The sequence below is a fragment of the Lentzea sp. NPDC102401 genome (assembly GCF_044765805.1).
In the GTDB taxonomy this organism is placed as follows: Bacteria; Actinomycetota; Actinomycetes; order Mycobacteriales; family Pseudonocardiaceae; genus Lentzea; species Lentzea sokolovensis.
In genome coordinates, this window is record NZ_JBIWKS010000003.1 from 151,885 (window position 1) to 176,238 (window position 24,354).

The 24,354-nt window shown below is 67.7% G+C and carries 26 protein-coding genes and 2 tRNA genes; 8 read left to right on the forward strand and 20 right to left on the reverse strand.

Features of this window, described 5'->3' with window-relative positions; translation table 11 throughout:
* Positions 1-157: 157 nt before the first annotated feature.
* Together ACIRG5_RS11300 and ACIRG5_RS11305 are read left to right on the forward strand one after the other, a co-directional pair.
* Entirely contained in the window at positions 158-763 is a 606-nt protein-coding gene (locus tag ACIRG5_RS11300) for a DUF4097 family beta strand repeat-containing protein (protein WP_402903505.1), read from the forward strand.
* A gap of 25 nt (positions 764-788) precedes the next feature.
* Positions 789-2,897, forward strand: a complete 2,109-nt coding sequence (locus ACIRG5_RS11305; protein ID WP_402903508.1) for a prolyl oligopeptidase family serine peptidase — start codon at positions 789-791, stop codon at positions 2,895-2,897.
* Here the strand turns inward: ACIRG5_RS11305 and ACIRG5_RS11310 are convergent.
* The 4 genes from ACIRG5_RS11310 to ACIRG5_RS11325 form a co-directional block, all read right to left on the reverse strand.
* On the reverse strand, positions 2,894-3,052 hold the full coding sequence (locus ACIRG5_RS11310) for a DUF397 domain-containing protein (protein WP_402903510.1): 159 nt from the start codon (positions 3,050-3,052) through the stop codon (positions 2,894-2,896). The two genes, ACIRG5_RS11305 and ACIRG5_RS11310, sit on opposite strands and share 4 nt — an antisense overlap.
* A 13-nt stretch (positions 3,053-3,065) precedes the next feature.
* Entirely contained in the window at positions 3,066-3,896 is an 831-nt protein-coding gene (locus ACIRG5_RS11315; RefSeq protein ID WP_402903513.1) for a Scr1 family TA system antitoxin-like transcriptional regulator, read from the reverse strand.
* 82 nt (positions 3,897-3,978) lie between these two features.
* Entirely contained in the window at positions 3,979-4,620 is a 642-nt protein-coding gene (locus tag ACIRG5_RS11320; protein WP_402903515.1) for a putative glycolipid-binding domain-containing protein, read from the reverse strand.
* The gene (locus ACIRG5_RS11325; RefSeq protein WP_402903518.1) at positions 4,621-4,791 is read right to left on the reverse strand and encodes an antitoxin; all 171 of its coding nucleotides are present in this window, start codon (positions 4,789-4,791) and stop codon (positions 4,621-4,623) included. It lies immediately after the preceding gene.
* A gap of 188 nt (positions 4,792-4,979) precedes the next feature.
* On the opposite strand from ACIRG5_RS11325, the gene ACIRG5_RS11330 reads away from it, so the two are divergent.
* Positions 4,980-6,293, forward strand: coding sequence for a BNR-4 repeat-containing protein (locus ACIRG5_RS11330; RefSeq protein ID WP_402903520.1), 1,314 nt, complete (start codon positions 4,980-4,982; stop codon positions 6,291-6,293).
* Between the two features lie 81 nt (positions 6,294-6,374).
* Here ACIRG5_RS11330 and ACIRG5_RS11335 read toward each other — a convergent pair whose 3' ends face one another.
* Positions 6,375-7,592 carry a thioester domain-containing protein gene (locus ACIRG5_RS11335; RefSeq protein ID WP_402903522.1) on the reverse strand — a complete coding sequence of 406 codons (1,218 nt, stop codon included), beginning with the start codon at positions 7,590-7,592 and terminating at the stop codon, positions 6,375-6,377.
* A 311-nt stretch (positions 7,593-7,903) separates the two neighbouring features.
* Positions 7,904-9,109, reverse strand: a complete 1,206-nt coding sequence (locus tag ACIRG5_RS11340; protein WP_402903525.1) for a DNA cytosine methyltransferase — start codon at positions 9,107-9,109, stop codon at positions 7,904-7,906.
* A gap of 62 nt (positions 9,110-9,171) precedes the next feature.
* On the opposite strand from ACIRG5_RS11340, the gene ACIRG5_RS11345 reads away from it, so the two are divergent.
* Positions 9,172-9,930, forward strand: a complete 759-nt coding sequence (locus ACIRG5_RS11345; RefSeq protein WP_330271605.1) for a hypothetical protein — start codon at positions 9,172-9,174, stop codon at positions 9,928-9,930.
* A gap of 1 nt (position 9,931) precedes the next feature.
* On the opposite strand, the gene ACIRG5_RS11350 is transcribed toward ACIRG5_RS11345, so the two are convergent.
* Complete coding sequence (locus ACIRG5_RS11350; protein WP_402903528.1) at positions 9,932-11,185, reverse strand: hypothetical protein; 1,254 nt, start codon at positions 11,183-11,185, stop codon at positions 9,932-9,934.
* Between the two features lie 18 nt (positions 11,186-11,203).
* On the opposite strand from ACIRG5_RS11350, the gene ACIRG5_RS11355 reads away from it, so the two are divergent.
* Positions 11,204-11,344, forward strand: coding sequence for a hypothetical protein (locus ACIRG5_RS11355; protein WP_319976157.1), 141 nt, complete (start codon positions 11,204-11,206; stop codon positions 11,342-11,344).
* Positions 11,345-11,536: 192 nt separating this feature from the next.
* On the opposite strand, the gene ACIRG5_RS11360 is transcribed toward ACIRG5_RS11355, so the two are convergent.
* On the reverse strand, positions 11,537-11,746 hold the full coding sequence (locus tag ACIRG5_RS11360; RefSeq protein WP_319976158.1) for a hypothetical protein: 210 nt from the start codon (positions 11,744-11,746) through the stop codon (positions 11,537-11,539).
* A gap of 66 nt (positions 11,747-11,812) precedes the next feature.
* On the opposite strand from ACIRG5_RS11360, the gene ACIRG5_RS11365 reads away from it, so the two are divergent.
* Complete coding sequence (locus ACIRG5_RS11365; RefSeq protein WP_402903533.1) at positions 11,813-12,670, forward strand: NAD-dependent epimerase/dehydratase family protein; 858 nt, start codon at positions 11,813-11,815, stop codon at positions 12,668-12,670.
* Here ACIRG5_RS11365 and ACIRG5_RS11370 read toward each other — a convergent pair.
* Positions 12,615-13,526 (reverse strand): ribonuclease Z, encoded by a 912-nt coding sequence (locus tag ACIRG5_RS11370; RefSeq protein ID WP_402903536.1) that lies wholly within the window; start codon positions 13,524-13,526, stop codon positions 12,615-12,617. The two genes, ACIRG5_RS11365 and ACIRG5_RS11370, sit on opposite strands and share 56 nt — an antisense overlap.
* Positions 13,527-13,549: 23 nt before the next feature.
* Between ACIRG5_RS11370 and ACIRG5_RS11375 the strand changes: the two genes are divergently transcribed.
* Positions 13,550-14,371, forward strand: coding sequence for a serine hydrolase domain-containing protein (locus ACIRG5_RS11375; protein ID WP_402903538.1), 822 nt, complete (start codon positions 13,550-13,552; stop codon positions 14,369-14,371).
* On the opposite strand, the gene ACIRG5_RS11380 is transcribed toward ACIRG5_RS11375, so the two are convergent.
* From ACIRG5_RS11380 to ACIRG5_RS11425, 10 genes are all read right to left on the reverse strand, one after another.
* Positions 14,355-14,726: a hypothetical protein gene (locus tag ACIRG5_RS11380; RefSeq protein WP_402903540.1), complete on the reverse strand. Its 372-nt coding sequence runs from the start codon at positions 14,724-14,726 to the stop codon at positions 14,355-14,357. The genes ACIRG5_RS11375 and ACIRG5_RS11380 overlap by 17 nt on opposite strands.
* A complete protein-coding gene (locus ACIRG5_RS11385) occupies positions 14,713-15,540 on the reverse strand; it encodes an SDR family NAD(P)-dependent oxidoreductase (RefSeq protein WP_402903543.1) in 828 nt (275 codons plus the stop codon). Before ACIRG5_RS11385 ends, ACIRG5_RS11380 begins: the two co-directional genes overlap by 14 nt.
* 134 nt (positions 15,541-15,674) lie before the next feature.
* Positions 15,675-16,520: an SAM-dependent methyltransferase gene (locus ACIRG5_RS11390; protein ID WP_402903546.1), complete on the reverse strand. Its 846-nt coding sequence runs from the start codon at positions 16,518-16,520 to the stop codon at positions 15,675-15,677.
* Positions 16,521-16,723: 203 nt separating this feature from the next.
* Positions 16,724-16,796: transfer RNA gene (locus tag ACIRG5_RS11395), tRNA-Arg, on the reverse strand.
* Between the two features lie 41 nt (positions 16,797-16,837).
* A tRNA-Ser gene (locus ACIRG5_RS11400) sits at positions 16,838-16,927 on the reverse strand.
* A gap of 155 nt (positions 16,928-17,082) precedes the next feature.
* Positions 17,083-19,026, reverse strand: coding sequence for an acetoacetate--CoA ligase (locus ACIRG5_RS11405; protein ID WP_402903548.1), 1,944 nt, complete (start codon positions 19,024-19,026; stop codon positions 17,083-17,085).
* Between the two features lie 75 nt (positions 19,027-19,101).
* Positions 19,102-19,857, reverse strand: coding sequence for an ESX secretion-associated protein EspG (locus ACIRG5_RS11410; RefSeq protein ID WP_402903551.1), 756 nt, complete (start codon positions 19,855-19,857; stop codon positions 19,102-19,104).
* A complete protein-coding gene (locus ACIRG5_RS11415; protein WP_402903554.1) occupies positions 19,854-21,143 on the reverse strand; it encodes a PPE domain-containing protein in 1,290 nt (429 codons plus the stop codon). Before ACIRG5_RS11415 ends, ACIRG5_RS11410 begins: the two co-directional genes overlap by 4 nt.
* On the reverse strand, positions 21,140-21,670 hold the full coding sequence (locus ACIRG5_RS11420; RefSeq protein WP_402903557.1) for a hypothetical protein: 531 nt from the start codon (positions 21,668-21,670) through the stop codon (positions 21,140-21,142). The genes ACIRG5_RS11415 and ACIRG5_RS11420 overlap by 4 nt, the downstream gene beginning before the upstream one ends.
* 138 nt (positions 21,671-21,808) lie before the next feature.
* Positions 21,809-22,450, reverse strand: coding sequence for a dienelactone hydrolase family protein (locus ACIRG5_RS11425; protein WP_319976169.1), 642 nt, complete (start codon positions 22,448-22,450; stop codon positions 21,809-21,811).
* 75 nt (positions 22,451-22,525) lie between these two features.
* Here ACIRG5_RS11425 and hisC point away from each other — a divergent pair, with 75 nt between their 5' ends.
* The gene (gene hisC, locus ACIRG5_RS11430) at positions 22,526-23,593 is read left to right on the forward strand and encodes a histidinol-phosphate transaminase (protein WP_402903560.1); all 1,068 of its coding nucleotides are present in this window, start codon (positions 22,526-22,528) and stop codon (positions 23,591-23,593) included.
* Here the strand turns inward: hisC and ACIRG5_RS11435 are convergent.
* Complete coding sequence (locus ACIRG5_RS11435; RefSeq protein ID WP_402903563.1) at positions 23,583-24,332, reverse strand: sulfite exporter TauE/SafE family protein; 750 nt, start codon at positions 24,330-24,332, stop codon at positions 23,583-23,585. The two genes, hisC and ACIRG5_RS11435, sit on opposite strands and share 11 nt — an antisense overlap.
* Between the last annotated feature and the right edge of the window lie 22 nt (positions 24,333-24,354).

Here is a 24,354-nt window from a genome sequence, read left to right on the forward strand (position 1 = left end):
TTGCAACTGCCGTTGCATTAGATCTACATCCCGTTGCAACGATCTTGTGGTTTTGAGCTGCATCAATGCGTTTTCATCGCAACGAACTTGTTGCCCAAATCTGGAAACGCAACGTAGCTTTTCGCCCATCAGAAACAACGAGTCACAGGAGCCAGAGATGCAGACCTTCACCACCCCCGCCCCCATCGCCGCCATCCTCGACATCCCGGCCGGCCGCGTTCAGTTCATCGCCGCGGACCGCGCCGACACCGCCGTCGAGGTCCTCCCGGCCGACGCCGCGCAGAGCCGCGACGTGAAGGCCGCCGAGAAGATCAAGGTCGACTTCGCCGACGGCGTCCTGCACATCACGACCGAGGCGGGCAACAAGATCCTCGGCTCGTCCGGAGCCGTCGAAGTCACCGTCCAGCTGCCCGCCGGTTCGCGGGTCGAGGCCAAGGCGGCGAGCGCCGAGTTCCGCGGCGTCGGCCGACTCGGTGACATCGCCTTCGAGGCGGCGCAGAGCGACATCAAGATCGACGAGGCCGCGCACGTCCGCCTCGTGACGCAGGCCGGTGACGTCACGGTCGGCCGCCTCAACGGTTCCGCCGAGATCACCACCCAGAAGGGCGACATCAACGTCAGCGTCGCCGCCGGACTCTCGGCCGCACTGGACGCCGGCACCTCGTACGGCCGCGTCACCAACGCGCTGCGCAACGCCGACGCGCCGGACCTGACGATCCGCGCCACCACGTCGTACGGCGACATCACCGCCCGCAGCCTCTAAAACACTCACGCACTGGGGAGAGACCATGAGCACCACCGCCAACTACCAAGCCGCAGAACAACTCCTCCGCCGCCCGGCCGCTCCCGGCGGGCTGGTCGTCGGCGACAAGGTCCGTCCACAGTGGATCGAAGACGGCCGCCGCTTCTGGTACCAGCTCCGCGACGGCGCCGACCGCCAGTTCGTCGTGGTCGACCCGGCGGCGGGCACCCGCACCCCTGGGTTCGACCCGATGCCGTTCGTCGCGGTGCCGGGCAACCCCCTGGAGGTCTCCTCCCCCGACGGCAAGGTCGCGGTCTCGCGGCGCGGCCACGACCTGTGGGCGCGCTCGGGCGAGCGCGAGTGGGCGCTGACTTCGGACGGCGTTCCGGGCCACGGCTACGGCTACGGCCCGGACGCCATGAGCTACGGCACGCTGATGCGCAAGTTCGGCCTGCCGCACATGCCACCGGCCCTGGCCTGGGCGCCCGACTCGTCCAAGGTGCTCGCCCACCGCACCGACCAGCGTTCGGTTCGGAAGACCCACCTGATCGAATCGCGCCCGGCCGACGGCGGCGCCCCCGTGACCCACACCCAGCACTACGCCTACCCCGGCGACGAGCACATGCCGTTGGCCGAGTTGGTCGTGTTCGACGTGGAATCGGGAACGACGGTCTTCGCCCAGTGCGCACCGCTGCTCATGCCGGAGTTCTCCCCGATCACGGCCGGCTGGGCGTGGTGGTCCGAGGACAGCACGGCGGTCTACTTCCTCTCCCGCCCCCGCGACCAGCACACCCTGACCCTGAACCGGATGGACGCCTCGTCGGGCGAGGTCACCGTCGTGATCAGCGAGACGGGCGCCAACCGCGTAGGCCCCAACCAGCTGATCTACGGCGCGCCGATCGTCCGCGTGCTGGCCGACGAGGTGCTGTGGTTCTCGCAGCGCGACGGCTGGGGCCACCTCTACCGCTACGACCTGCACACCGGCGCGTTGCTCAACCAGGTCACCACGGGCCAATGGCTGGTCCGCGAGATCCTGCACGTCTCCGACGGCGTCGTGTACTTCACCGCGTCAGGCCTCGTGCCCGAGGACCCGTACCGCCGCACGGTGTGCCGCGTCGCCTTGGACGGCACCGGCTTCGCGGTCGTCACGGACGACTCACTGGACCACGTCGTCACGGTGTCCCCGAACGGCAGGTACTTCGTCGACTCAGCGTCCACTGTGGACACGCCGCCGGTGACGACCGTGCGCTCCTGGACCGGTGAGGTGCTGGTCTCGTTGGAGCAGGCCGACATCAGCCGGTTGCAAGCCACGGGCTGGACGGCCCCGGAACGCTTCCGCGTCAAGGCAGCCGACGGCACCACCGACATCTACGGCGTGCTCTACAAGCCGCGCGACTTCGACCCGACCGCCAGCTACGCGGTGGTGGACAACGTCTACCCCGGCCCGCAGGTCACCCGCGTCGAGCCGTGCTTCGACCCCGGCGGCATGGGCCTGGACGCGGAACCGTTGGCAGCACTCGGTTTCGTCGTGATCGCTCTGGACGGTCGCGGCACGCCGGGCCGTTCGAAGGCCTTCCACGACGTCTCGTACGGCAACCTGGCCGCCGCGGGCAGCCTGGAAGACCACGTCGCGGCACTGCACCAGCTGGCAGAGTCACGGCCGTGGATGGACCTCTCGCGCGTGGGCGTGATGGGCCACTCCGGCGGCGGATTCGCTGCGGGACGGGCGATGCTCGCCTACCCGGAGACCTACCGGGCCGGTGTCGCGCTGTCGGGTTCACACGACGCCCGGTACATCGGACTGGGCTGGGCCGAGACCGTCGACGGCCCGGACAACCCCTCGGCTTGGCTTCGCGCCTCGAACGTCGAGATCGCTGACCGGTTGGAAGGAAAGCTGCTGCTGATCCACGGCGAGCTCGACGACACCGTGCACCCGGACCACTCGCTTCGGATGGCGGATGCGTTGATCGCCGCGGGCAAGGAGTTCGAGCTGGTGATCGTGCCTGGGTCCGAGCACCTGTTCATCGACCGGATGGCGTACGTGCGCACGAAGTCCTGGGACTTCCTGGTGCGTTCGCTGATGGGGGTCGAGCCGCCTGCGTACCGTCCGGCGCCGATCGTCATCGACCCCGAGGTGCTGGGAGAGATGGTCTAGCGACCAGCCTTGACCTCGGTGAGGAACGCCGACCACGCCTTGTCCGACACGGGCAGGTGAGTGGTCGGCGCCTTGCTGTCGCGGATACCGACGCCATGACCGACCTCGACACAGTCATTCACGGGGCTGTAGCTGCTCTTGCGCCACGTCGACATGCCGAGAACCTCCTCAAGTCAGGATGCTGGTGATCAGCCCTTTCGATTCTTCCGCATCCAACGCCTGGTGGTCGAGCAGCTTGATCACCTCGGTGTACGTGGCAAGGGATGCCTTGTCCTCGACGAAGAGGCTGGTGTTCTCGGTTTCGGTGAAGACGACTGGCTCGTACTTCTCATAGCTCAGGTGATAGAAGGAGCCCGACAGACCTGCATGCGCACCGAACTCGACCGGCACGACTCTGACGGTGATGTAGTTCCTGTTGTTCATCGCCAGAACGTGGAGCAGCTGGTCCTGCATCAGCCGGGGACCACCCACCGGCAGTCGCAGTGCCTGTTCGTGGATGTAGAAGACGAACTTCCTGCTGTGGTGGAAGATCGCTTGCCTCGCCGTCTTCGCGGCGAGAACCTCGGGGATGTTGATGGTCTTCGCACGGGCGGAGCGCTCGATGAGAGCGGTGACGTACCCCGGAGTCTGGAGGGGACCAGGGATCAGGTTCATCGACCACATGGTGATCTTGTTGGCGAGGCGCTCCTGATCGATCAACGAGCGCACCTGATCCGGGATGCCGTCCTCGGGGAAGACGAGGAAGCCCTTCTCCCGCGACTCCCTGAACAGGGCGAGAAGGTAGCGAGCGTCCTCTGCGGGAACCCGGCAGAGGCCGAGGAGCATCGCGAGCTCGACCTCTGTGACCCCGCCCTTGCCCTTGACCAGGTCGGAGACCTTGGCCTCTTCCCAGTCGAGCAACTCGGCGATCTGCCGCTGCGTCATCCCGGTGGACCGGATGGCGTCACGGACGCCATCACCGAACGAGCGACCGACCACGCTCGAAAATCGTTTCGGCATGGTCGGAAGCTAGAACCCCGAACCGTCCCCTTCCATCGTTTGGACACGACTCGCCACGAAGGAAGTACTTCTTGGAGCGGTTCTAAATCCGCTTCGAGATCAGCGGGTACTCGACGACCAGGCCGTTCGCGTCGACCTTGACGTTCTGCTCGAACCCGCCGCTCTTGAACCGCACCACGGAGACGTCGTCCCCTACGGACACGGTCTTGTAGGTCTGCGTCACGGCCTTCACCGTCAGATCAGGCAGCGACACCCGCACGACGGGCAGCGCGTGCTCGCCGGGCTTGGTGTGCAGACCCAGGCGCCGGATCGGGATGGCGTTGAACAGCACGGCGAACTGGACGTCGACGTCCAGCGCGTCGTTGAACGTCTCGCGCTTGCTGCCCTGGCCGTGGTCGACCAGCCAGGCGCCGTCCTCGGTGCGCGACAAGGAGCACTGGCGCTCCTCCAGCACGGTCGCGGTGCGGAGCAAGAGCCTGTTCACCTGGCCGCTCTCGCCCACGGACACCTCGAAGGAGGCGTTGAACTGCTCGTCGGGGCCTGCGGCGACGAGACGACCGGACGCGCGTAGGCGCTGGTCGTTCGAGAGGAGCAGGCGTACCTGCTCCAGCCGCGGCTCGTGGATGCCCTGCCAGGTGATCATCTCGGGCCTGCGGGCAGAAGGAGAGCGGGTCTCTCCGGTGGAGGTGACCCGCCCCGCGTCAGTGGCGTTGAAGGAGTTCACTCATCCACCTGGAAGGATGTCCTTGATCTTCTCGGCAACCGAGTCGACCTGGTCTTCGTGACCGAACTTGCCTGCGACGAAGCCCGCCGCGGCGTCGATGCCCTGGTCGACCTTCTCGTGGTTCTGCTCGGCCAGGTCCAGGGCCTTGTTCTTGATCTCGTCGAAGTTCATGTGGTGCTCCTTCGTCCCTGACGCAGGGTACCCGAGTGGGGCCCGCGTGTTGATAGCCAGCGATCACGCTAACTCCACCTGGACAAGTCGGCTGGGTGACAACGAAGATGTCGCTACCGCCGCCTGGTCGGCCGCCGTCGCGGTCAGAACCAGGAGGAAGTTGCATGACACGGCTCCTGCGTGGAGTTATGTCCGCAGTACTGCTGTTGCCGCTCGTCGCGGTCCCCTCGGCCAACGCCACGGCCGACGTTCAGGGGAAAGCGAAGTTCACGGTGACGACCACGGCCACGAACGTCGCGGCCCGCAGTGACCGGCGTCCGGTCGCCGGTGGGGTCTACGACAAGAAGGCCGGCAAGACGTTCATCTCGTGGGCGGGTCAGTACGAGGACAGCTACGTTCAGGCGTACGACCACCGCAAGTCCACGTGGTCCACGCCCAACCGGGTCGCGGACGGTGACTCGGACTCGCACAACTACCCGACCATGGTCCAGGCCAAGGACGGGCACCTGCTGATCTTCCGCGGGATGCACAACATCGAGCTGCGCATGTCCCGCTCGCCCCAGGCCAACTCGGCTGACGGGGTCTGGGAAGAGACGCTGATCTCGAAGAACGCGGCCACGTACCCGATGCCGTTCGTCACGCGCGACGGCACGATCTACGTCTTCTACCGCGAGACGACCCGCGACCTCGACAAGGTCACCCCCACGGACACCCGGCCGATGCTTTACGTGGTGTCCAAGGACAACGGCAGGACGTGGAAGACCTCCACCGAGCTGACCGGGGACAGGTTCGCGATCGGTTCGACCTCCCGCGCGGACAACATGAACGAGATCTACATCGGTCAGCTGCGGCTGGAGGACAGCGGCCGTGTGCGGATCGCGTACACGCTCGCGGGTGGTGGCACGGAAGGACATCTGCACGACCGCTACCACCGCAACATGTACTACACCTGGTTCGACCCGAGGAACCTGCACTTCTACTCGGCGTCCGGCAAGGATCTGGGTACCCAGATCGACGACGCGGACCAGGAGAAGTACCTGAAGATCGCGGAGACGCCGCTGACCCTGCCGAACGCCGTGAAGTCCCCCGACTACATCCAGCAGGTGGGCACGACGCTCGGCCGGCCGTTCGTCCTGTGGTTCATGGGCGACGAGGACAAGGGTCCGCTGCGCAACTACCTGTCCACCTGGAACGGTCGGAGCTGGGAGACCAAGGAGGTCGCACGGGGACTGCGCACCCGTGAGATCGAGGAGGTCGACCTGTTCACGTGGCGGGTCTACGCGACCGAGGACGGCAAGCCGAACGTGAACACCTACCTGGTGCGGTTCGGTCGTTTCTGGTCGCCGGAGTCCGTCATCCCGACGGCCAAGCCGGTGCAGCGCGTCGAGATCGTGGAGAACTTCCGCGACCCGGCCCGCGCGATCTTCTCGGGCGCCTCATCGGCCCGGGACGTCGCGATCGCTGACGGGGACATCTCCGTGGCGGGCGTCAGCCGCCGGTAACACCTTCTCCAGAACAGGCAAACGCCCCCTGCTCCGGCGCGGAACCAGGGGGCGTTCGTCTTGGGGGCTGGCTACCTCAGATCAGGCGCCGGCCTTCTTGCGACGGACCACGAACAGCGCACCGACACCGGCGCCGACGAGGACCAGACCGCCGAGCAGCGGCCACATGATCGACGCACCGGTCGACGCGAGGTCGTCCTCGCCGCCACCCGGAGCCGGGTTGGCCGGGGTGGAGGAGGTGGTGGACGGAGTGGTCTCCGGCGCCGTGGTGGTCGTCGTGGTGGCGGACGTCGTGGTCGTCGTGGTCGGGACCACGCCGGCCTTCCAGTCGGCCTTGGCTTCCTTCTCGACCTTGGCCTTCTGCGGCTGCGCCACGATCAGCGACTGGGCCACCTGGTCGGGACCGGTGGACGCCTTGTCCTTCGCGACGAACAGACGGCCGAGCTGCAAAGTGGCCTCGGCGGAGAGCTTGAACTTCGCCTCGCCGTCCTTCGAACCGGCCGGGACGTTCACGAAGAACTCGGACACCTTGTCACCGGTGTCCTGAACGGCGAGCTTGTCGCCCTGCTTCTGCACGGCGAGCGGGTTGCCGGCGGCGTCGGTGATGGTGACGCCCTCGGGGAGGTCCGCGGTCAGCTTGACCTCGGAGGCCGTGGTCGTGACCTTGAACGGTCCGATCTTCTCGCCGGGCTTGCCGGACTGCGAGGCCGGGTCGATCTCCAGCGTGGGCTTGGGCTGCGCCTCGTCCTTGGCCTGCTCGAGGAACTTCGTGTACAGCGTCTTCACGTCAGCGCTGTTGCGCCGATCGTTCATGTCCAGCTCAGAGCCGTCGGAGAAGTGCCAGATCGCGGCCTGCGTGGCGGCGATCGTCTCCTTCTCGTCGAAGTCCTGGCCCCACTTGGCCTTGACGTCCTTCATGGAGAGGCCGGGGTAGGAGTTCGTCAGGATCCAGAGGACCTTGCCCGCGTTCTTGTTGAAGTTCGTGTTGGGGTGCTCGCCCCACTTCACCTCGCGGAGGTGGTCGCCGTCCTTGAGCTCCGTCGGCAGCTCGACGCAGTACGCGTAGATCTTGGTGTCCTTCTGACCCTCGATCTGCAGCCTGATGATCGAGGTGCCGATGTGACGCTCGCCGTGCGAGGGCAGGCGACCGACGCCTTCCTTCAGCACGACCTTCTCGCCCTGGGGCTGGTCACCCTGGTCCGGGGTAACGATGACGTCGGCCTGGGCCGGGAGGGCCGAGAACGCGAGGGCAGCAGCGGCGCCGAGCAGCGCCGTGCCGATCCTGAACCGGGAAGCCATGGGTCTCCTTGCTCGCAGAAATTCACCCGAACGCGGCGGGAAGTCAGTCATCCGTCGGGACGGTCGGCACGTCGTCATCGACACTGAACCGACAGGAAGCGAGCGGGACGTTAGCCGATGGGGTGACACACGTATGAGTGAGGTAAGGAGACCAGGTCATACAGCCAGTGAGCAGCGGAAACATACTCATGGTGTCCACAGTGGATAGGCCTGCGATGCATTCATTCCGTCAGGTGACGTTAAATTCGTTGCCGAACAGTTATCAATAGCGGCGTCCCGCTACGGATGATCGACACCATCGGTTCAGAGACCTAGGCCACCATTTCGGTAACTTCTGCCGGACGAATGTCGCCGGGACGCAGCGAAGTGCCGCGCAGGCACATCTCCTTGGGCTCCGGGCGGCGGCCGGTGAGAATCCAGCGGGTCAACCCGGCCAACTGGTAGGCGATCAGCGGCGGAACAGCGTCTCCCACGTGCCGGTACGCGTTCCCGAGAATCGAGACGTCGAAGCGGAACTGGCGCGGAAACCCTTGCAGGAGCGCCATCTCGCGGACCGTGCAGAGGCGGTGCTGGACGGGGTGGGCATAACGCCCGTTGCCGACGTGGCCGCATTCCCGCTTGATGGTGCGGGCCGGTTCGTCCCACCACAACCGGCCGTAGACATCGGGGTGCGAACCCCAGTTCTGCTGTTCGACGATCTTGCGTTGTGCAGGATTCAACAACTCCGCGGTCTCCGGCGAACGGAGCAGATCGGCCCACGATCCGCCGTTCGCGGGAATTGCACGCATTCTTTCGAGACTGCGGTCCTGGGAAAAGGTCGGCGAGACGTGAATGGGGTCTTCCAGGTCCGCCACACCGGCCGCGACGACAGGCAGCTTGCCGATCGCGCGGCGGACCGTGACGGCGGACGGGCGGATGATCCGGCCTGCCCACAGGTCGTCCAGCGTCAGCAACGGCAGGCCGCCGTCCACGGCCACCATCAGCGTCCGCTCGCGCAGTTGTGGCAGGCCGAACTTCGACAGCATGTGCGTGCCGCCCCAGACCGAGTACCCGAGCCGGGTGAGCTCCTCGGCGAGGCTGTCGAAGTGGTGGCGCTGCTTGCCCTTGACGAGCTCGCGGGCGTTCTCCATCAGCACGACCTTCGGGCGCAGCTCCTCCGCGTACACCGCGATGCGGCCGACGAGGGAGTTGCGCGGGTCGTCGCGCAGGTGGTTCTGCGAGGTGATGCGGCTGAAGCCCGAACACGGCGGGCACGCGAGCAGCACGTCCAGTTCGCCGCGCTTGAGGCCCCAGACCTCGCGCAACGCCGCCGGCGAGACCTTCGCGAGGTCGACCTCCAGCGGGTCGACGCCGATGTTCGCGCGGTAGGTGTCGTTGCAGCGCAACGAACCCAACTTCGAACTCGGCTTGCCGATCTGCGCGTCGGCGGCGCCCACGACCCGGAAGTCGCGGTGGGCGTGGAAGCCGAAGCTCATGCCGCCCGCACCCGAGAAGATGTCGGCCACCGAGAAGGACACGGCGAGATCGTACGGGCGAGGCGCCGAGGACCTTTCCGTGACATCCCGTACCTTTCCCGCCTATGGAGCTGCCGCGCGCCTGGCAACGGCCTGACCCGTTGCGCGGACTCGACAGGATTTCCTGGACCGAGGTCTACGACGGCCGGGGTGGCGCCGGTCGCGTGCCCCGTCTGCTGCGCTCCCTGATGGACCCCAGCGAGGACGTGCGGCAGAACGCGCTCTCATCGCTCGCTGACCGGCTTCTCACCGACGACACGGTGTCCGAGGCCTCGTTCTGCACCGTGCCGTTCCTGGTGGAGCTGGGAGCGTCCTACAAGGTCGCGGGCGACGTGCGGGACCGGGTGATCTTCCTGCTGGCCGCCATGGCGTTGGCGGGCAAGGGGTTCACCGAGGACGGACGACGCACGCACCGCAGGTGGAACGCTCTCGGCCGCGAACTGCCCCGCACGGCCCCGGACTGGCTGACGCAGACCCGGCACGCCGTCGCCCAGGGCGCGCCGAAGATCTTCGAGGCGCTCGCGTCCGAACGGGTCGCGTGCCTGGTCGCGCTGGCCTGCGCGGTGCCGGAGAAGCTGCCCGCGTTCGTGCACGGGCTGATCACGGACATGATCGACCTGCCCGGCGAGGAGATGCTCGCGGACGCCGCCGAGATCGGCGTGGCGCTGCTGAAGGACTCGCCCGAGTTGCTGGGCGTGGACCAGCCGAAGGTGCTGGGCGAGGGGCTCGTACGTCCGGTGCACCAGCCGCCCGAGGTCGCCGCCGCCCTGATGGGCTACCAGTTCGCCCTCGTCTCCGCGTACGGGGACGAGGGCGCCTGGTGAGTTACGCGGTGACGGCCTCTTCGATGGCCTGCTCGACCTGAGCCTCGTCCTCGACCGCGATGGCGGGTTCCAGGGCACCGAGGCCCGTCCCCCACTCCTGGTCCGCCAGCGCGAACGCCGCGACCGTCAGCGCCGCCACAGGCGCGCCCACGGGCATGTTCTCGCGGTGCAGATCAAGATCGAGGCGGCCGCCGATCGGTGACGGGCTCAGCCGCAGCGTCGCGTGCGCGGCCTCCTCGGGGTGCGCGAGCCGGCACGCCCAGCCGGTGAAGATCACGCGGCGTTCGTCGACCTCGGTCGGCTGCACCGCCCGCACGTTGGCGCCCACGGCACCGGCGCGGTGGTTGTCCGCGGCCTGCAGCACGAGCTCCTCGAACTCCATCGAGGAGATGCCCAGGTTCCAGCCGGCGACCAGGGCGACCTGCACCAGCGCGAGCGGCAGCGTCGGGACGGCGTCCTCGAAGCACACCATCGCGCCGCCGTAGCGGGTGTTGATCTCGGTCGGCAGGAAGCCGTCCTCGGTCGCGATGCCGTCCAGCGTGAACGTGCCCCGGTAGCCGACGGTCTCGCGCAGGTGCTCGCCGACGCGGCGGGCCAGGTTGCGCATCTCGTCGCGGATCCACACGGGCGGGTCGTAGTACGACGCGCAGCCCGCGTAGAGGAACTTCGCCTGGCCCTGGCGGCGCGGCACGACCATCTCGATCGGGCGCAGCACCGCGGTGCCGTCCGGGAAGACGATGCCGTGCACGCTGACCGGAATGCCTTCCAGGAACGGCATGACGCGGACCTGGTCGCACTTGGGCGCGAGCACGTCGAAGGCTTCCTTGGCCTCCTCGTACGACCGCACGCGGCGCACGAAGTTGGCGCCGCCGTTGATCGCGGGGCCGTCACCGGACCAGACGACGCCGGCACCGCGGTCCAGGATCTCCGAGGCGCCCCAGAGACGTTCGAAGTCGAGGTCGAACACCATCGCGGGCGCGCGGCGGGCGGACAACTCGTCCCACAGCGCGTCGATGGTGGTCTTGTTCTCCAGCGCTACCCACTCGGGCTCCCGCGCGTTGAGCACGGGACGGCCCTGGAACGAGCTGATCTCGTTGTAGGGCGTGCTGATCACGACCGCTTCGCTGCCGGGGTCGAAGTCGTTCAGGATCGCCTTGACCTCGTTGCCCGGCTTCGTGAGCAGCTTGCCGAGACGGCGCTGCTCGACGGCGACCAGGCTGCCCTTGATGCCCAGGGACACCCAGCGGGCGATCACGGAATCATGAAGCGGGGCATGATCGTCGGTATCGAGCACGAGCGTATGGCGAGCGCCGAGCGTATGCAGCTCATGCGCGCGCTTTGCCAGACGCGTGCCGCCGGCCAGAACTACCAGCCGGTCACCGAACAACCTGCCGAGGCGCTCGTTGAGCGCTGAGAGGACATGATTCATCGCCGAAAACTCGCTTAAGAGAAGCGGAGGACGTGACCGGCGATCGCCGGGTGACGCGTAGCGTAGAGCCACCCGGTATGTGTGTCGAAGCACGGTCCGGCAACGGCCGGATGAATCTTGCGACGGGCCCGTCGGCGCGGGCCCGGCAAGGTGTGGATCAGCTGATGATCTCGCTGCTCAGAGCGAGCGTGCCGCGTCCCGAAGGACCTGGTCAACGCGGGCGAGGAAGCTGCGCTTGGGGTTGATCGACGGCAACGGCGCCGTGAGCTCTGCGGGACCGGGCGCGGGTGCGGCTCCCACGATCTCGGCCACGTTGCGCAGGAACTCCTGCCGCTTGAACTCGTGCACGGCGTGATCGTGCAGAAGTCCGGCGATGCTCGTGTGCACAGCGCGATGGGGGTAACTCACTCGTGTGTTATCGGCGCGGTCTCCGTCGACCTTTAGGGTCAACTTGTGCGAGTTCTAGTGACCGGCGCCACTGGGTACGTCGGCAAGGCCGTGGTGCGTGAGCTGCGAGTTCATGGTCATGAACCAGTTCCGTCCCGCCAGCGCCTGTCGGAGCCGTTCGAGTTGGCCGATGTGGACGCTGTCATCCACCTGGCCGCGATCGCTCGCGTCCGGGAGTCGTTTCTTGATCCACTCCCGTACTACGAGACGAACGTGGGCGGGACGCTGAATCTGCTCAAAGCCCTGAAGGGCCAACGATTCCTGCTCGCTTCGACTGGCACGGTGTACCGGCCTTCGGACGCCGTCCTGACCGAGGAATCGGCCAGGGAACCGTCCTCCCCGTACGCCGCCTCCAAGGCCGCCGCGGAGGACCTCGTGGCGTGGGCCGCGCAGTCCGGACAGGTCGGGGCGACCACTCTCCGTTTGTTCAACGTCGCTGGAGGTGGTGACACTGACACCAGTCGGGTGATCACCCGGGCTGTCGCGTGCGCCGCCGGAACCGTGCCCGGGATGGACGTCTACGGCGACGGTGGGGCCGTGCGCGACTTCGTGCACGTACGCGACGTCGCTGCTGCCTTCGTCGTGGCTTTGGAGGCTTGTTCCGTGGGCACGTCGGCGGTCTACAACGTCGGGGCGACCGCCGCTTCGGTGCGGGACGTGCTGGACACCGTTGCCGACGTGACGGGACGGGCCGTGGACGTGACCTGGAAGCCCGCGAACGCCGGTGAGATCCGATCACTGCGGGCCGACTCGTCACGGCTGCGTGCGTTGGGCTGGGAACCGCGTTCGTCGGCGTTGGCGGAGATCGTCAGGGACCAGTGGCTCGCTTCGGCACCGGCACCCGGTCCAGGTCCTTCGCGATGACGATCTCGCCGTCGAACTCCGCGGCCGCCTCGGCGTGGAACTCGGCGGGGTCGTCGTAGCGCTGGGAGAAGTGCGTGAGGACCAGCTTGCGGACGCGGCAGTCCTGCGCGACGCGGGCGGCCTGCTGGGCGGTGAGGTGGCCGTGGTCGCCGGCGAGCCTGGTGTCGCGGGCGAGGTAGGTCGACTCGATCACGAGCATGTCGGCGTTGTCGGCGAGCTCGAACACGTTGTCGCAGAGCCTGGTGTCCATGACGAACGCGAACCTCTGGCCCTTGCGGGGTTCGCTGACGTCCTCGAGCCGGATGCCGTCGAGCTCGCCCTGAACTTGGAGGGTGCGCACCTGCGGGCCCTGGATGCCGTGCTCCTTGAGCTTCTCGGGGAGCATGCGGTGGCCGTCCGGTTCGATCAGGCGGTAGCCGACGCTGTCGATGCCGTGGTCGAGGCGGTAGGCCTCCAGCGTGCCGAACTTCCCGTTGGCGATCTCGCCGTCGTCGACGACCGGGACCTCCTTGATGTCCGCGGCGTCGTAGAAGGCGCTGGCGTAGCGGAGGCGTTCGAAGAAGTGGGCGCCCGACTGCGGGTAGTGCGCGTGGACGGTGTGCGGGACGCGGTCCAGGGACAGCCTCTGGACGATGCCGGGAACGCCCAGGCAGTGGTCGCCGTGGAAGTGCGTGATGCAGATCCGGGTGATGTCGCTCGCAGCGGCGCCTGAGCGCAGGAGTTGCCGTTGGCTGCCGTCGCCGGGGTCGAAGAGGAAGCCCTCGCCGTCCCACCTGAGCAGATAGCCGTTGTGGTTGCGCTGGCGCGTGGGAACCTGGCTGGCCGTTCCCAGGACGATCAGTTCCCGGACTGTCACACCCTGACGTTAACGTCTGTCCCATGCGGAGCGTGGAAGTGGCGGCGTCGTGGCCTGTCGAGAACGTGGCGGTGGCCGTGGTGGCCCCTGAAGGCGTGGTCGGCTCGTTGGGCGATCAACAACGCGTGTTCCCGCTCGCGTCCGTGACGAAGCTGCTGACCTCGTACGCCGTGCTGGTGGCCGTCGAGGAGGGCGCGGTCGAGTGGGACCAGCCGGCGGGTCCTGAGGGGTCGACCGTGCGGCATCTGATCTCGCACACCGCGGGGTATGCGTTCGACAAGGCCGAGGTGCAGGCCGCTCCCGGCACCCGCCGGATCTACTCGAACGCCGGGTTCGACGTGCTGGCTTCGTTTGTGGGTTCGGCGTGCGAGATGCCGTTCGCGACCTATTTGCACGAGGCTGTTTTCGCGCCGTTGGGGATGAGTTCCTCGGCTTTGGTCGGTTCTGCGGGAGCCGGGGCGGAGTCCTGTGCCGCTGACCTGGCGTTGTTCGCTGCCGAGTTGCTGTCGCCGCGGTTGGTGTCCCGCGAGTTGGTGGCCGAGGCGACTTCGGTCGTGTTCCCCGGCCTGAACGGCGTGCTGCCCGGTTATGGCATGCAGAAGCCGAACGACTGGGGCCTCGGCTTCGAAATCCGCGACTCGAAGTCGCCGCACTGGACCGGCACTTCTTTTTCCGCGCGGACTTTCGGCCACTTCGGGCAGTCCGGCACGTTCCTGTGGGTCGACCCGGAGATCTCCGGGGCCTGTGTCGCGTTGACGGACCTGCGTTTCGGGCCGTGGGCGGTCGAGGCGTGGACGCCGTTCTCCGACGGCGTCCGCGCGGAACTGGTCAGTCGGCGAGCCTGATCGCGAGCTGACGCAGGACCTCCTGCACGTCGGCTTCCTCGTAGTCGTTCTCGTAGGCCTGCGCGACACCGTGGAAGGCGTAGAGCAGACCCGCGGTGAACCAGCCGAACTGCGACAGCACCTGGTCCATGGCCTGCTTGAGGGCCTGCTGGCCGGCCTCGTTCAGCTCGCCGTCGACCTTGACCTCGTAGCTGAACACACCTTCCTGCAACGACTTGAGCGCCATGCGCAGGTAGTCGTTGGATCCGGCGCCGTCGTAGGTGAGCGTCAGGACGCCGAGCGCCCGCTGCATGATCTCCCGCTGCTCCACGCCGCCACTCTGCCTGGTGATCAGGCGTGCGTCACCTTTCGACACCCCAACGGACCCAGGCGGGGTCCTCGGGTTCGAGCCGCTGCTCGAAGGCCTCGGCGATCGTGTCGACGTCCCACGCGGCGTTTTCGAGGACGGGTTCCTTCGGCGACGTCTGCACCATGACGTGCAACTGCCCGTTGGCGAACCGGATGAGCTGCCCGGTGACCTTCGCGGCGCGGTCGCTCAGCAGGTACGTGACCAGCGGCGCGATCGTCTCCGGCGGCCCGCTGGGCTTGGCCTTGGTGTCGGCCACAGCCATGCGCGTCCAGGCGACCGGGCACACGGCGTTGACTCTGATGCCGCGCTCGTGGAGTTCCGCCGCCGCCCCGGCCGTGATGCTCGCCACCGCCCCTTTGGAAGCGCTGTAGGTGAGGGCCGTCGGCTGCCCGGCCATCGCGACCGAGCCGAGGTTGACGATCGACCCTCCGCGCATGCTCCTGACCACGGCGTTGGTGCAGTAGAGGGTGCCGAGCACGTTGATCTCGATGAGCTCGCGCATGCTGAGGGGGTCGTCCTGGCCGATCTCGGCCTGGTAGCGGATGCCGGCGTTGTTGACGAGCCCGTCGATCCTGCCGAACGCCGCCGTGCAGGTGTCGACCACGGCCTCGGCCTGATCGGGGTCCGAGACGCTGCCGGCGCTGACGACGGCCTTGCCGCCCTGGAGCGTGATGAGGTCGGCGACCTGTTTGGCGAGCGACTCGTTCACGTCGTTGATCACCACCGCAGCCCCCTCGGCCGCCGCGTGGGTGGCGAACGCCCGCCCCAAACCCTGCCCGGCGCCGGTGATGACCACGGCCTTGCCCGCCAGAATCGCCATGCTTCGAGTGTGGCCACGCGAGCCGCCGCGCGCCCGTCACAGCCGCGGCCCGCGCCGAACGGCATACGTGGAGCGGCGACCGGTCGTGCTGGTCTCAGGCCCGGCATGCCTGCGCGTGCCGGGCCTGTCAGCCGTCAGCCAGGTTTGCGCGCGACCCACCGCGCGACCGAGAAGACCCCGGCGGCACGAGCGGCGTCGAGCACGCGCTTCCCGTCGTGGATCACGGAGTCGTTCTCACCGGCCGTGTACTCGCCCCAGCCCTGCCCGTCGTCCGGCGGCGTGCTGCCCCAGCACTCGACGTCCGGGTAGAGATCCTCGGCGGCCTCGATGACGAACCCGGACGCCGACATCATCTCGCGGTACTCGTCCAGCGTGCCGAGCTCGGGAATGGAGATGACCTCCTGCACCGGCCCGATGAACGACGCGATCTGCTCCTCGGACCGGTACTCACCGAACGGCCGCCGAATCCAGTCGACCCCGACCAGGCAGGCACCAGGTTTGAGGGTGCGGAACGCCGCGGCGAAGAAGGCGGCCTTGTCCGGCAGGTGACACACGGACTCGTAGAAGCTGACCATGTCGAGCGACCCGTCCGGCCACGCGATCAGCGACTTGTAGTCCTCGTCCCCCACGGTCAGAAACGCGGCCCGCTCACTCATCCCCTGCTCGGCCGCGTACTCGCGAGCCCGCGCGGAGAGCCACTCGTTGTTGGAGATGCCGACGACGTTCGCCCCGGAGATCTCCGCCATGTAGACCGCCGTCCCCCCGACACCGCTGCCGAAGTCCAGCCCGGTCCCGCCAGGATGCAGACCCGCGGCATCGATCTGCTTGCGCGCCAACGCCTTCGCCGCGTCCTCGGGCGACAGACCGGCCCGTTCGGCCTCCAGGTCCCCGTGGTGCCAGAACTGCCCCATGAGCGCGTGGTAGGCGGGTCCAGCGTGGTCGTAGTACTCGCGGACCTGTTGCTCGACAGTGGTGTTCACCAAACCCGGCCTTTCGTGATCAGCCTGTCCGGACATGGATTCGCCGGTGCGAGAAGCCCCGCACCGGCGAATCCCAACGCTAGTGTCCGCTCGTCCGGGTTGTCCACGATCCCGGTCGGCGCCCGGAGCAAGCCAGATCGCCGCACCACAGCCAGAAATGCGTCAGGGCCCTGTGGAAACGTTTCCACAGGGCCCTGAGTCAGTGCGCTCGGCAGGATTCGAACCTGCAACCTTCTGATCCGTAGTCAGATGCTCTATCCGTTGAGCTACGAGCGCGTGTATTCAATTATAACCGATCCCCTAGAGGCTCGGCCTTGCGGAGGCTCCGGGATTTGAACCCGGGATGGGGGGTTACCCCAAACCGCATTAGCAGTGCGGCGCCATAGACCAGACTAGGCGAAGCCTCCCGGGACCATCCTCGGCCACGGGACATAGGTTACACAGGTCGTCATCCGAGTTGCAAAACGCCCCCCTCCTAACCCTGAACCTGCTGGTCAGAGCACGTTCAGAGAGGTGGAGAGGGGCGTTAAACGCCTGGTCACCGCGGACGAAGTGACCTAGATCATTCCGCGGCCAGTTCCAGGAACGGTTGGAGGGACTCGGGATTGCGGAGTGCGCCTCGGCTGACGGCTCGGTCCGGGTCCATGCCCGCGAGGATCTTCTTGACCGGGACCTCGCACTTCTTGCCGTTCAGGGTCCTCGGGATCTCGGCCACGGCGACGAACCGGTTCGGGACGTGGCGGGGTGAGAGGGATGCGCGCAATTCACGGCGTAGCAACGGTTCCACGTCGGCCAGCGTGACGCCGTCCAGGACGACGAAGCAGAGCAGTTCGCCTTCTGTGACGCCCGAGGTGTCGATGACCAGGGAGTCGACGATGCCGTCGATGGACTCCACGACGCGGTAGAACTCCGAGGTGCCCATGCGGACGCCACCTCGGTTCAGGGTGGAGTCGGAGCGGCCGTAGATCACCGCCGAGCCTCGTGGGGTGATGCGGATCCAGTCGCCGTGGCGCCAGATTCCCGGATATGTGTCGAAGTACGCGTCGCGCAGCTTCGAGCCGTCTTCGTCGCCCCAGAAGAAGACCGGCATGGACGGCATCGGCTTGGTGATCACCAGTTCGCCGACCTCGTTTTCCAGGGTGTTGCCGGCCTCGTCGTAGGCGTGGACCGCGGCGCCCAGGGAGCGGCAGGAGAGTTCGCCGAGCCAGACCGGGCGGTCCGGGGAGGCTGCCACGAACGCGGTGCAGACGTCGGTGCCGCCGGAGACCGAGGCGATCTGGACGTCCTTGCCCACGGCGGAGGCGATCCAGCGGAAGCCTTCCGGGGTCAGCGGTGCGCCGGTCGAGCCGACCACGCGCAGTCCCGTCAGGTCGTAGCGGGACGACGGGTCGAGGCCTTCCTTCAGGCACGACTGGACGTACGGGGCCGAGGTGCCGAAGTAGGTGACGCGGTGTTGTTCGGCCAAGTGCCACAACGTGTTCAGCGACGGGAACGCCGGGCTGCCGTCGTACAGGACGATGGTGGTGCCGACCATGAGGGCGCCCACCAGGTAGTTCCACATCATCCAGCCCGTGGTGGTGAACCAGAAGAAGCGGTCGCCGGGGCCGAGGTCGCTGTGCAGGCCGAGCATCTTGAGGTGTTCCAGGACGATGCCGCCGTGGCCCTGGACGATGCCCTTGGGCAGGCCCGTGGTGCCGGACGAGTAGAGCACCCAGAGCGGGTGGTCGAACGGCACCGGCGTGAACTCCAGCGCGGCACCCTCATGCGCGGACACCAGCTCGGAGAACGACAGCGTGTCCGGCAGAGAGGCGCCGTTGTCCAGGTAGTCGATCAGGACCGTGGCGCGCAGGCCGGGCAGTTGCGCGCGGATCTCCTCGACCACCGGGCGGCAGTCGAAGGAACGTCCGTTGTAGACGTAGCCGGAGACCGCGACGAACACCGCGGGCTCGATCTGGGTGAAGCGGTCGGCGACGGCCCTGGCGCCGAAGTCCGGGGAGCAAGACGACCACGTGGCACCGAGCGAGGCGGCCGCCAGGAAGGCGATGAGGGCTTCGGGGGCGTTCGGGACGAGCGCGACCACCCGGTCGCCCGCGGAGACGCCCAGAGAGGCCAGTGCGGCCCGGAAAGCGGCCACGCGGGAACGAAGCGCCCGGAACGTCAAAGAAGAAGCAACGCCGTCTTCGCGATGGAAGATCACGGCCAGGTCGTCGTCGGCACCGCGTCGCAGCGCGTGCTCGGCGTAGTTCAGCGTCGCGCCGGGGAACCACTCGGCGCCAGGCATCTCCGTGGACCCCAGGACGCGTTCAGGCGACGTGTGGAACTGGACGTCGAAGTACGAAGCTATGGCGCCCCAGAACCCTTCGAGGTCTGAGACTGACCACTCCCACAGCGACTCGTAGTCGGGGAGGTCATGGCCGTGGCCAGAGAGCCACGTCCGGAAAGCGGACATCCCGTTGTCCCTTGTGGGGTCCGGGCGCCACAGCAGTTCGACGTCGGTGTCGGTCATGCCCCATGTCTAACTGAGGCACAACCGAACGTCCATGTGTGATTGGCGGACTTGCGGTAGCCCACCGGTGTGGAACTATCCCGCCGCGATCAGTTCGTCGACGGCGCTGGTCAGGCGGGAGGCGTCGGCGGGAGCCAGCACCAGCCAGCCGTCCTGCCTGCGCAGGAGGTAGCGGCCCTCGCGCGTGTCGAGCCACGAGACCGAACGACCGGTCGGGCGGGGCACGCCGTCGCGGTTGCGGGCGGTCAGGCCCAGTTCGCCGCCGCCGATGCGGGACGTGACGATGCGCATCAGGTTGTGTGCCTCGGGCTCGCGGACGCCGACGCCGCGCAGGACGTCCAGGAACGCTTCCTTGCCCTCCTGCTCACCCGCCTGACCTGCGCGGACGTAGTCGTCCCAGCGCACGTTCACGGAGCGCCCCACGCCCGGCGCGAGGCCTGGCAACGATGACACCGTGGCCGAGGCCAGCGACGTCGGGTGGAACGGGTACAGGTGCACCTCGCCGTTCACGCGGGCGGCGAAGGAGCCGCCCCAGCCCGCGCAGGCGATGCCGCGTGCCAGTTCGGTGCCCTTGAAGTACGCGATCTCCAGCGCGCGGTCGAACTCGCCGAGGCCGCTGACCAACGCGCGGAGGTCGGGATCCGGACGTTGCACGGTCCCCAACCGCCGAGCCTGCAACGTCTGCGAGCTTTCTTCGACGAGACGCTGCCGCGCCGCTCGGGTGGCCCCGAAGTGGGGCGTTCCGAGCGGCACGACGCGGTCCTCGCCGTGCACGGCTTGCCAGAGCAGGAAGAACTCCTGCGAGCTCACCGTGAACTGGCGTTCTCTCACTGACCGATCACCGGCGGGGCCGCCTTGCGGTCCAGGCCGAAGACGTTGTCGTCCTCTTCCAGGTAGCTCGCCGTCTTGTGTTCCTTCGAGTCGTTCTGGCCGCCGCCCGCCACGGGGGCACCGGCCATCGGCGCGCCACCCATCGCTAGCGGGTTCTGGAACGCCTTGGTCGTGTTGCCGGGCGTCGCCGAGGCAGCCGCCGCACCACCGACGCCACCGCCGCGCGAGCCCTCGCTCACGCCGGCCGAGCCACCACCGGACGCGGCCGCGCCACCAGCGCTACCGCCACCGGAGCCCTGGTTGCCGGAGTTGGAGCCGAACGGACGAGCCATGCCGCCACCGAATCCGCCGAATCCGCCGGCGCCACCACGACCCGCACCACCACCGAACCCGCCGGCGCCACCACCGCGCGAGGACGCGTTCGTGGTGCCGCGGTTCTGGTTCTGCGTGCCGGTCGCGACAGCACCACCGGCGCCACCGGCATTGGTGCCGTCCGGCCCCGTGTGCGAGCGGTTGGTGAGATCCGTGCCGGTCGGCGTCGGGTTGATCGGGTTCACCGGAGGCGTGAACTGCGCGGGCACGGTCTGGTCGACCGCGGCCGAGTTGCGCTGGAACGCCGCCATCACGTCCGCCGCGAGGCGGTGCTGGGCGTCGTTGGCCGCGAGGGTCTCGACAGGGCTGGTGCCGACGGTCTCGAAGCCCGCGAACGCGCTGGGGTTCTTGGCGACCAGTGCCGGGTTCTGCAGGCTCGTCGCACTGAAACCGTCGACCTGGTCGACCATCACGAGGCGGTCCCGCGGGCTCAGGATCGGCGTGGGCAGCTTCGTGTCCGCGGGCACCGGTGCCGCGGGCGCCTGGGGAGGCGGCGGCATCGCGGCACGCGCGGCCTCGACGTTGCTGGTCTCGGTCGTGATCGCGGCCGACACCTTCGTCGCGTAGTTCGCGGTGTCGTCGACCCAGTTGGTGACCTCGGTCAGGCCGTCGCGCGCGAGCCGCGCGGACTCGCTGTCCCAGCCGACGGACGAGTCCTCGACGGCCTTGAGCAGGCTCGTCCGGACACCGGCGATGTCCTCGCCGATCTTCTGCCAGTTCGTGGCGGCGGCCTGCGCACCGGCGAGGTTCACGCCCGTGTGCACCATGTTGTAGAGCTGCTCGTGCGTGTACGTCATCCAGTCGACCGGCTCGTGCAGGTCGCTGCGGTCGTACTTGTCATCGTCATCGTGGTGGTTCGACGACTTGTTGCCCTTGTCGCCGTTGCCCTTGTTGTCGTGCGATCCGTGACTCACCAGGACCCCCCGGCGTTCTTCATCGACTTCTCGGCTTCTTCGTCGGCATCGCGGATGGTGTCGCGGTTGCGGCTCAGGGCGTTGCTGATGTCGTCGAGGACCTTGAAGAGGTCCAGCAACGCCTTCGCGGCGCCCGAGTCCTCACCGACCGCCAGGTCGGAGAACCGCGCGCTGATCGCCTTCGCGACTGGGTTCTCCCCCAGCTGCAACGGTGTGGCGAGCTGATCGGTCGCGCGCTTCCACAGGTCCATCACCTGGTCCCGGGCCGCATCGACGGCTTTGATCAACGCGTCCGCGGCGTCGACGTCGAGCGTCAGCTTGCCGCTGTCCGCCGCCGCGTCGAGCTTGGCCGCGGCGTTGCTCGCCTCCGCCTTGTCCACCTGCAGACCCTGCTGGAGAACAGGTTTCGCCGCCGCCAGCTGTTCAGCCGTGATCGGCGCGGTGACCGACGTCGTGACGTCGGGTGTCACCGGCGGGGTGTCCGCGCCAGTCGTTCCGGTGGTCCCTGTCCCCGTGCCTTCAGCCATCCGTCATAACCCCCTGCACTGCATATAACTCGTCACCGCAGCACTGGGCGTTACTCACTGCTACACCCAGTCAGCCGTCCGAAGCACTCCTTAGATGTACCCGGACGACGGTTCGGTTCCAATCCGCCGTAAAGACCCTTACCTCATGTGTGCGTCGAACCAGTTCAACGCACGAACCCACGCTTCGTCACTGGAAACGTTGAAACGGACCAGATCGGACGCGGTTTCGGAGCTGATCACAGCATCGCGAAGCTTGCTCACTTCTTCCGAGTCCTCGTCGCTGAAGATTCCAAGCCACGGGCACGTGAGGTCGCCGGCCACGTCCACCAGCGCGGGAAGGCCGTCGGAGAGCGGTTCGAGGATGCCGGGCGCCTGCACCGTGACCGCGGCGCCGATCGTGCGACTGGCGGCGACCACCATGGCGACGGTGCCGCCGATGTCGAACCCGACCACACCCATCTGGTCGGCGCTCACGCCCTGCTGGCCCAGCCAGACGAACGCGACGTCGGTGTCCGCGAGCAGGCGGTCGCCGGAGAGCTTGCTGACCTGGTCCTTGATGTCGTCGCCGTGCACGCGGTCCTCGTTGTAGAGGTGCGGCGCGATCGCGAGCCAGCCCTCGTCGGCGAGGCTGCTGACGAGCGTGCGCACGCCCGCGGTGATGCCACGCGCCTCGTGCAGCACCACGAGGCCGCCCCGCACGGCGGAGTCGGGTTCGGCGATCGTCACCCGCAGCTCACGGCCGTCGGTGAGGGAAAGCGTCTCGATGCGGGTACTCGTCATCGTCCTACCCTTCCACGACGGGGTGAACTCCAGTCAACGTGACCAATCGGACGGAGCAATGCGAGGATCGGGGACATGACCGTGCGAACCCGCGCTGACCTGGCGTCCCTGCCGTCCTACGTGCCCGGCAAGAGCATCCCCGGCGCCATCAAGCTCGCGAGCAACGAGGTGTCCGCCGGACCGCTGCCGAGCGTCGTCAAAGCGATCTCCGAGGCGGCCGCCAGCATCAACAGGTACCCCGACTCGGGCGCCGTCGAACTCACCGGGCGGCTGGCCGACAAACTCGGCGTGCCGGCCGACCACCTGGCGATCGGCTGCGGCTCGGTGACCCTGTGCCAGCAGCTCGTCCAGGCCACCTGCGCCGACGGCGACGAGGTGCTGTTCGCGTGGAGGTCCTTCGAGGCCTACCCGATCGTCACGCACGTGGCGGGCGCACGGCAGATCCGCGTGCCGTTGAACTCGGAGCACACGCACGACCTGGACGCGATGCTCGCGGCGATCACGCCGAACACGCGGATGGTCTTCGTCTGCAACCCGAACAACCCGACGGGCACCGCGCTGCGCACCGAGGAGATCGAGGCGTTCATCGCGAAGGTGCCGCGTGACGTGCTCGTGGTGCTCGACGAGGCCTACAAGGAGTTCGTCGACGACGCGCACGTCCCGGACGGTGTCGAGCTCGCGAAGCAGCAGTGGGCCGCCGGCCACAACAACGTCGCGGTGCTGCGGACGTTCTCCAAGGCATACGGCCTCGCGGGCCTGCGGATCGGTTACGCGGTCGCGCCGCCAGTCGTCGCCGACGTGCTGCGCAAGGTCTACGTGCCGTTCTCCGTGAACGCGTTGGCACAGGTGGCCGCGATGGCCTCGCTGGACGCCGAGGACGAGCTGATGGTCCGCTGCCGCGCGATCGTGGCGGAACGAGGTCGCGTGCGCGGCGAACTGCTCGCGATGGGCTTCGAGGTGCCGGAGACCCAGGCGAACTTCGTGTGGCTGCCGCTGGGCGAGCGCACGGCCGCGTTCAACGAGCACTGCCTGGCGCACAAGATCGTCGTGCGCGCCTTCGTCGGCGAGGGTGCCCGCGTGACGATCGGTGAGCCGGACGAGAACGACGCCTTCCTGGCCGCCGCCCGCGCGTTCACTTCATGAGCAGCTGAACGATCGCCGCGACTCCCACCACCACGATGACGCCGCGCAACACGGCGGGTGGGAGTTTGCGGCCGATCTTGGCGCCGATCTGGCCACCGACCACGGACCCGACGGCGAGCAGCAGCACGACCAGCCACGCCACGTCGGCGATGAAGATGAACATGACGCCCGCGACGAGGTTCACGAACGCGGTCAGCACGTTCTTCAGCGCGTTCATCCGCTGCAGGTGCTCGCTGACGAGCACGCCCATGATCCCCATGACCAGCACGCCCTGCGCGGCACCGAAGTAGCCGCCGTAGATGCCCGCGGCGAAGACGCCGAACCACAGCAGCACGCCACCGTCGTTCTCACTGCGCCGGTGCGAGAGCTTGCGGTTGAGCCACGGCTGGATGACCACGAGCACCAGCGCGATCACGATCAGCACCGGCACGATCGCGGTGAACGCCTTGGCGGGCAACGTGACCAGCAGGATCGCGCCGATGATGCCACCGAGGATCGAGGCGGGCAGCAACCGCTTGACGCGGTCCCCCTGCCCCTTGAGCTCCTCGCGGTAGCCCCACGCGCCGGACAGCGAACCGGGCACGAGGCCGAGGCTGTTGGACACGTTCGCGACCACGGGCGGATAGCCGACGGCGAGCAACACGGGGAACGTCACGAGCGTGCCGCTGCCGACGACGGTGTTGATGCCGCCTGCGAACACACCCGCGATCACCACCGCGACTGCTTCCCAGACCGTCATGTCCACCCCCGTACCCACTGGT

Bases quoted from the DNA above. Each gene is read 5' to 3' on its own strand.
- ACIRG5_RS11300 (WP_402903505.1), top strand. From the start codon at position 158: ATGCAGACCTTCACCACCCCCGCCCCCATCGCCGCCATCCTCGACATC.
- ACIRG5_RS11305 (WP_402903508.1), top strand. From the start codon at position 789: ATGAGCACCACCGCCAACTACCAAGCCGCAGAACAACTCCTCCGCCGC.
- ACIRG5_RS11310 (WP_402903510.1), bottom strand. From the start codon at position 3,052: ATGTCGACGTGGCGCAAGAGCAGCTACAGCCCCGTGAATGACTGTGTC.
- ACIRG5_RS11315 (WP_402903513.1), bottom strand. From the start codon at position 3,896: ATGCCGAAACGATTTTCGAGCGTGGTCGGTCGCTCGTTCGGTGATGGC.
- ACIRG5_RS11325 (WP_402903518.1), bottom strand. From the start codon at position 4,791: ATGAACTTCGACGAGATCAAGAACAAGGCCCTGGACCTGGCCGAGCAG.
- ACIRG5_RS11330 (WP_402903520.1), top strand. From the start codon at position 4,980: ATGTCCGCAGTACTGCTGTTGCCGCTCGTCGCGGTCCCCTCGGCCAAC.
- ACIRG5_RS11335 (WP_402903522.1), bottom strand. From the start codon at position 7,592: ATGGCTTCCCGGTTCAGGATCGGCACGGCGCTGCTCGGCGCCGCTGCT.
- ACIRG5_RS11345 (WP_330271605.1), top strand. From the start codon at position 9,172: ATGGAGCTGCCGCGCGCCTGGCAACGGCCTGACCCGTTGCGCGGACTC.
- ACIRG5_RS11355 (WP_319976157.1), top strand. From the start codon at position 11,204: ATGATCGTCGGTATCGAGCACGAGCGTATGGCGAGCGCCGAGCGTATG.
- ACIRG5_RS11375 (WP_402903538.1), top strand. From the start codon at position 13,550: ATGCGGAGCGTGGAAGTGGCGGCGTCGTGGCCTGTCGAGAACGTGGCG.
- ACIRG5_RS11385 (WP_402903543.1), bottom strand. From the start codon at position 15,540: ATGGCGATTCTGGCGGGCAAGGCCGTGGTCATCACCGGCGCCGGGCAG.
- ACIRG5_RS11405 (WP_402903548.1), bottom strand. From the start codon at position 19,026: ATGACCGACACCGACGTCGAACTGCTGTGGCGCCCGGACCCCACAAGG.
- ACIRG5_RS11420 (WP_402903557.1), bottom strand. From the start codon at position 21,670: ATGGCTGAAGGCACGGGGACAGGGACCACCGGAACGACTGGCGCGGAC.
- ACIRG5_RS11425 (WP_319976169.1), bottom strand. From the start codon at position 22,450: ATGACGAGTACCCGCATCGAGACGCTTTCCCTCACCGACGGCCGTGAG.
- hisC (WP_402903560.1), top strand. From the start codon at position 22,526: ATGACCGTGCGAACCCGCGCTGACCTGGCGTCCCTGCCGTCCTACGTG.
- ACIRG5_RS11435 (WP_402903563.1), bottom strand. From the start codon at position 24,332: ATGACGGTCTGGGAAGCAGTCGCGGTGGTGATCGCGGGTGTGTTCGCA.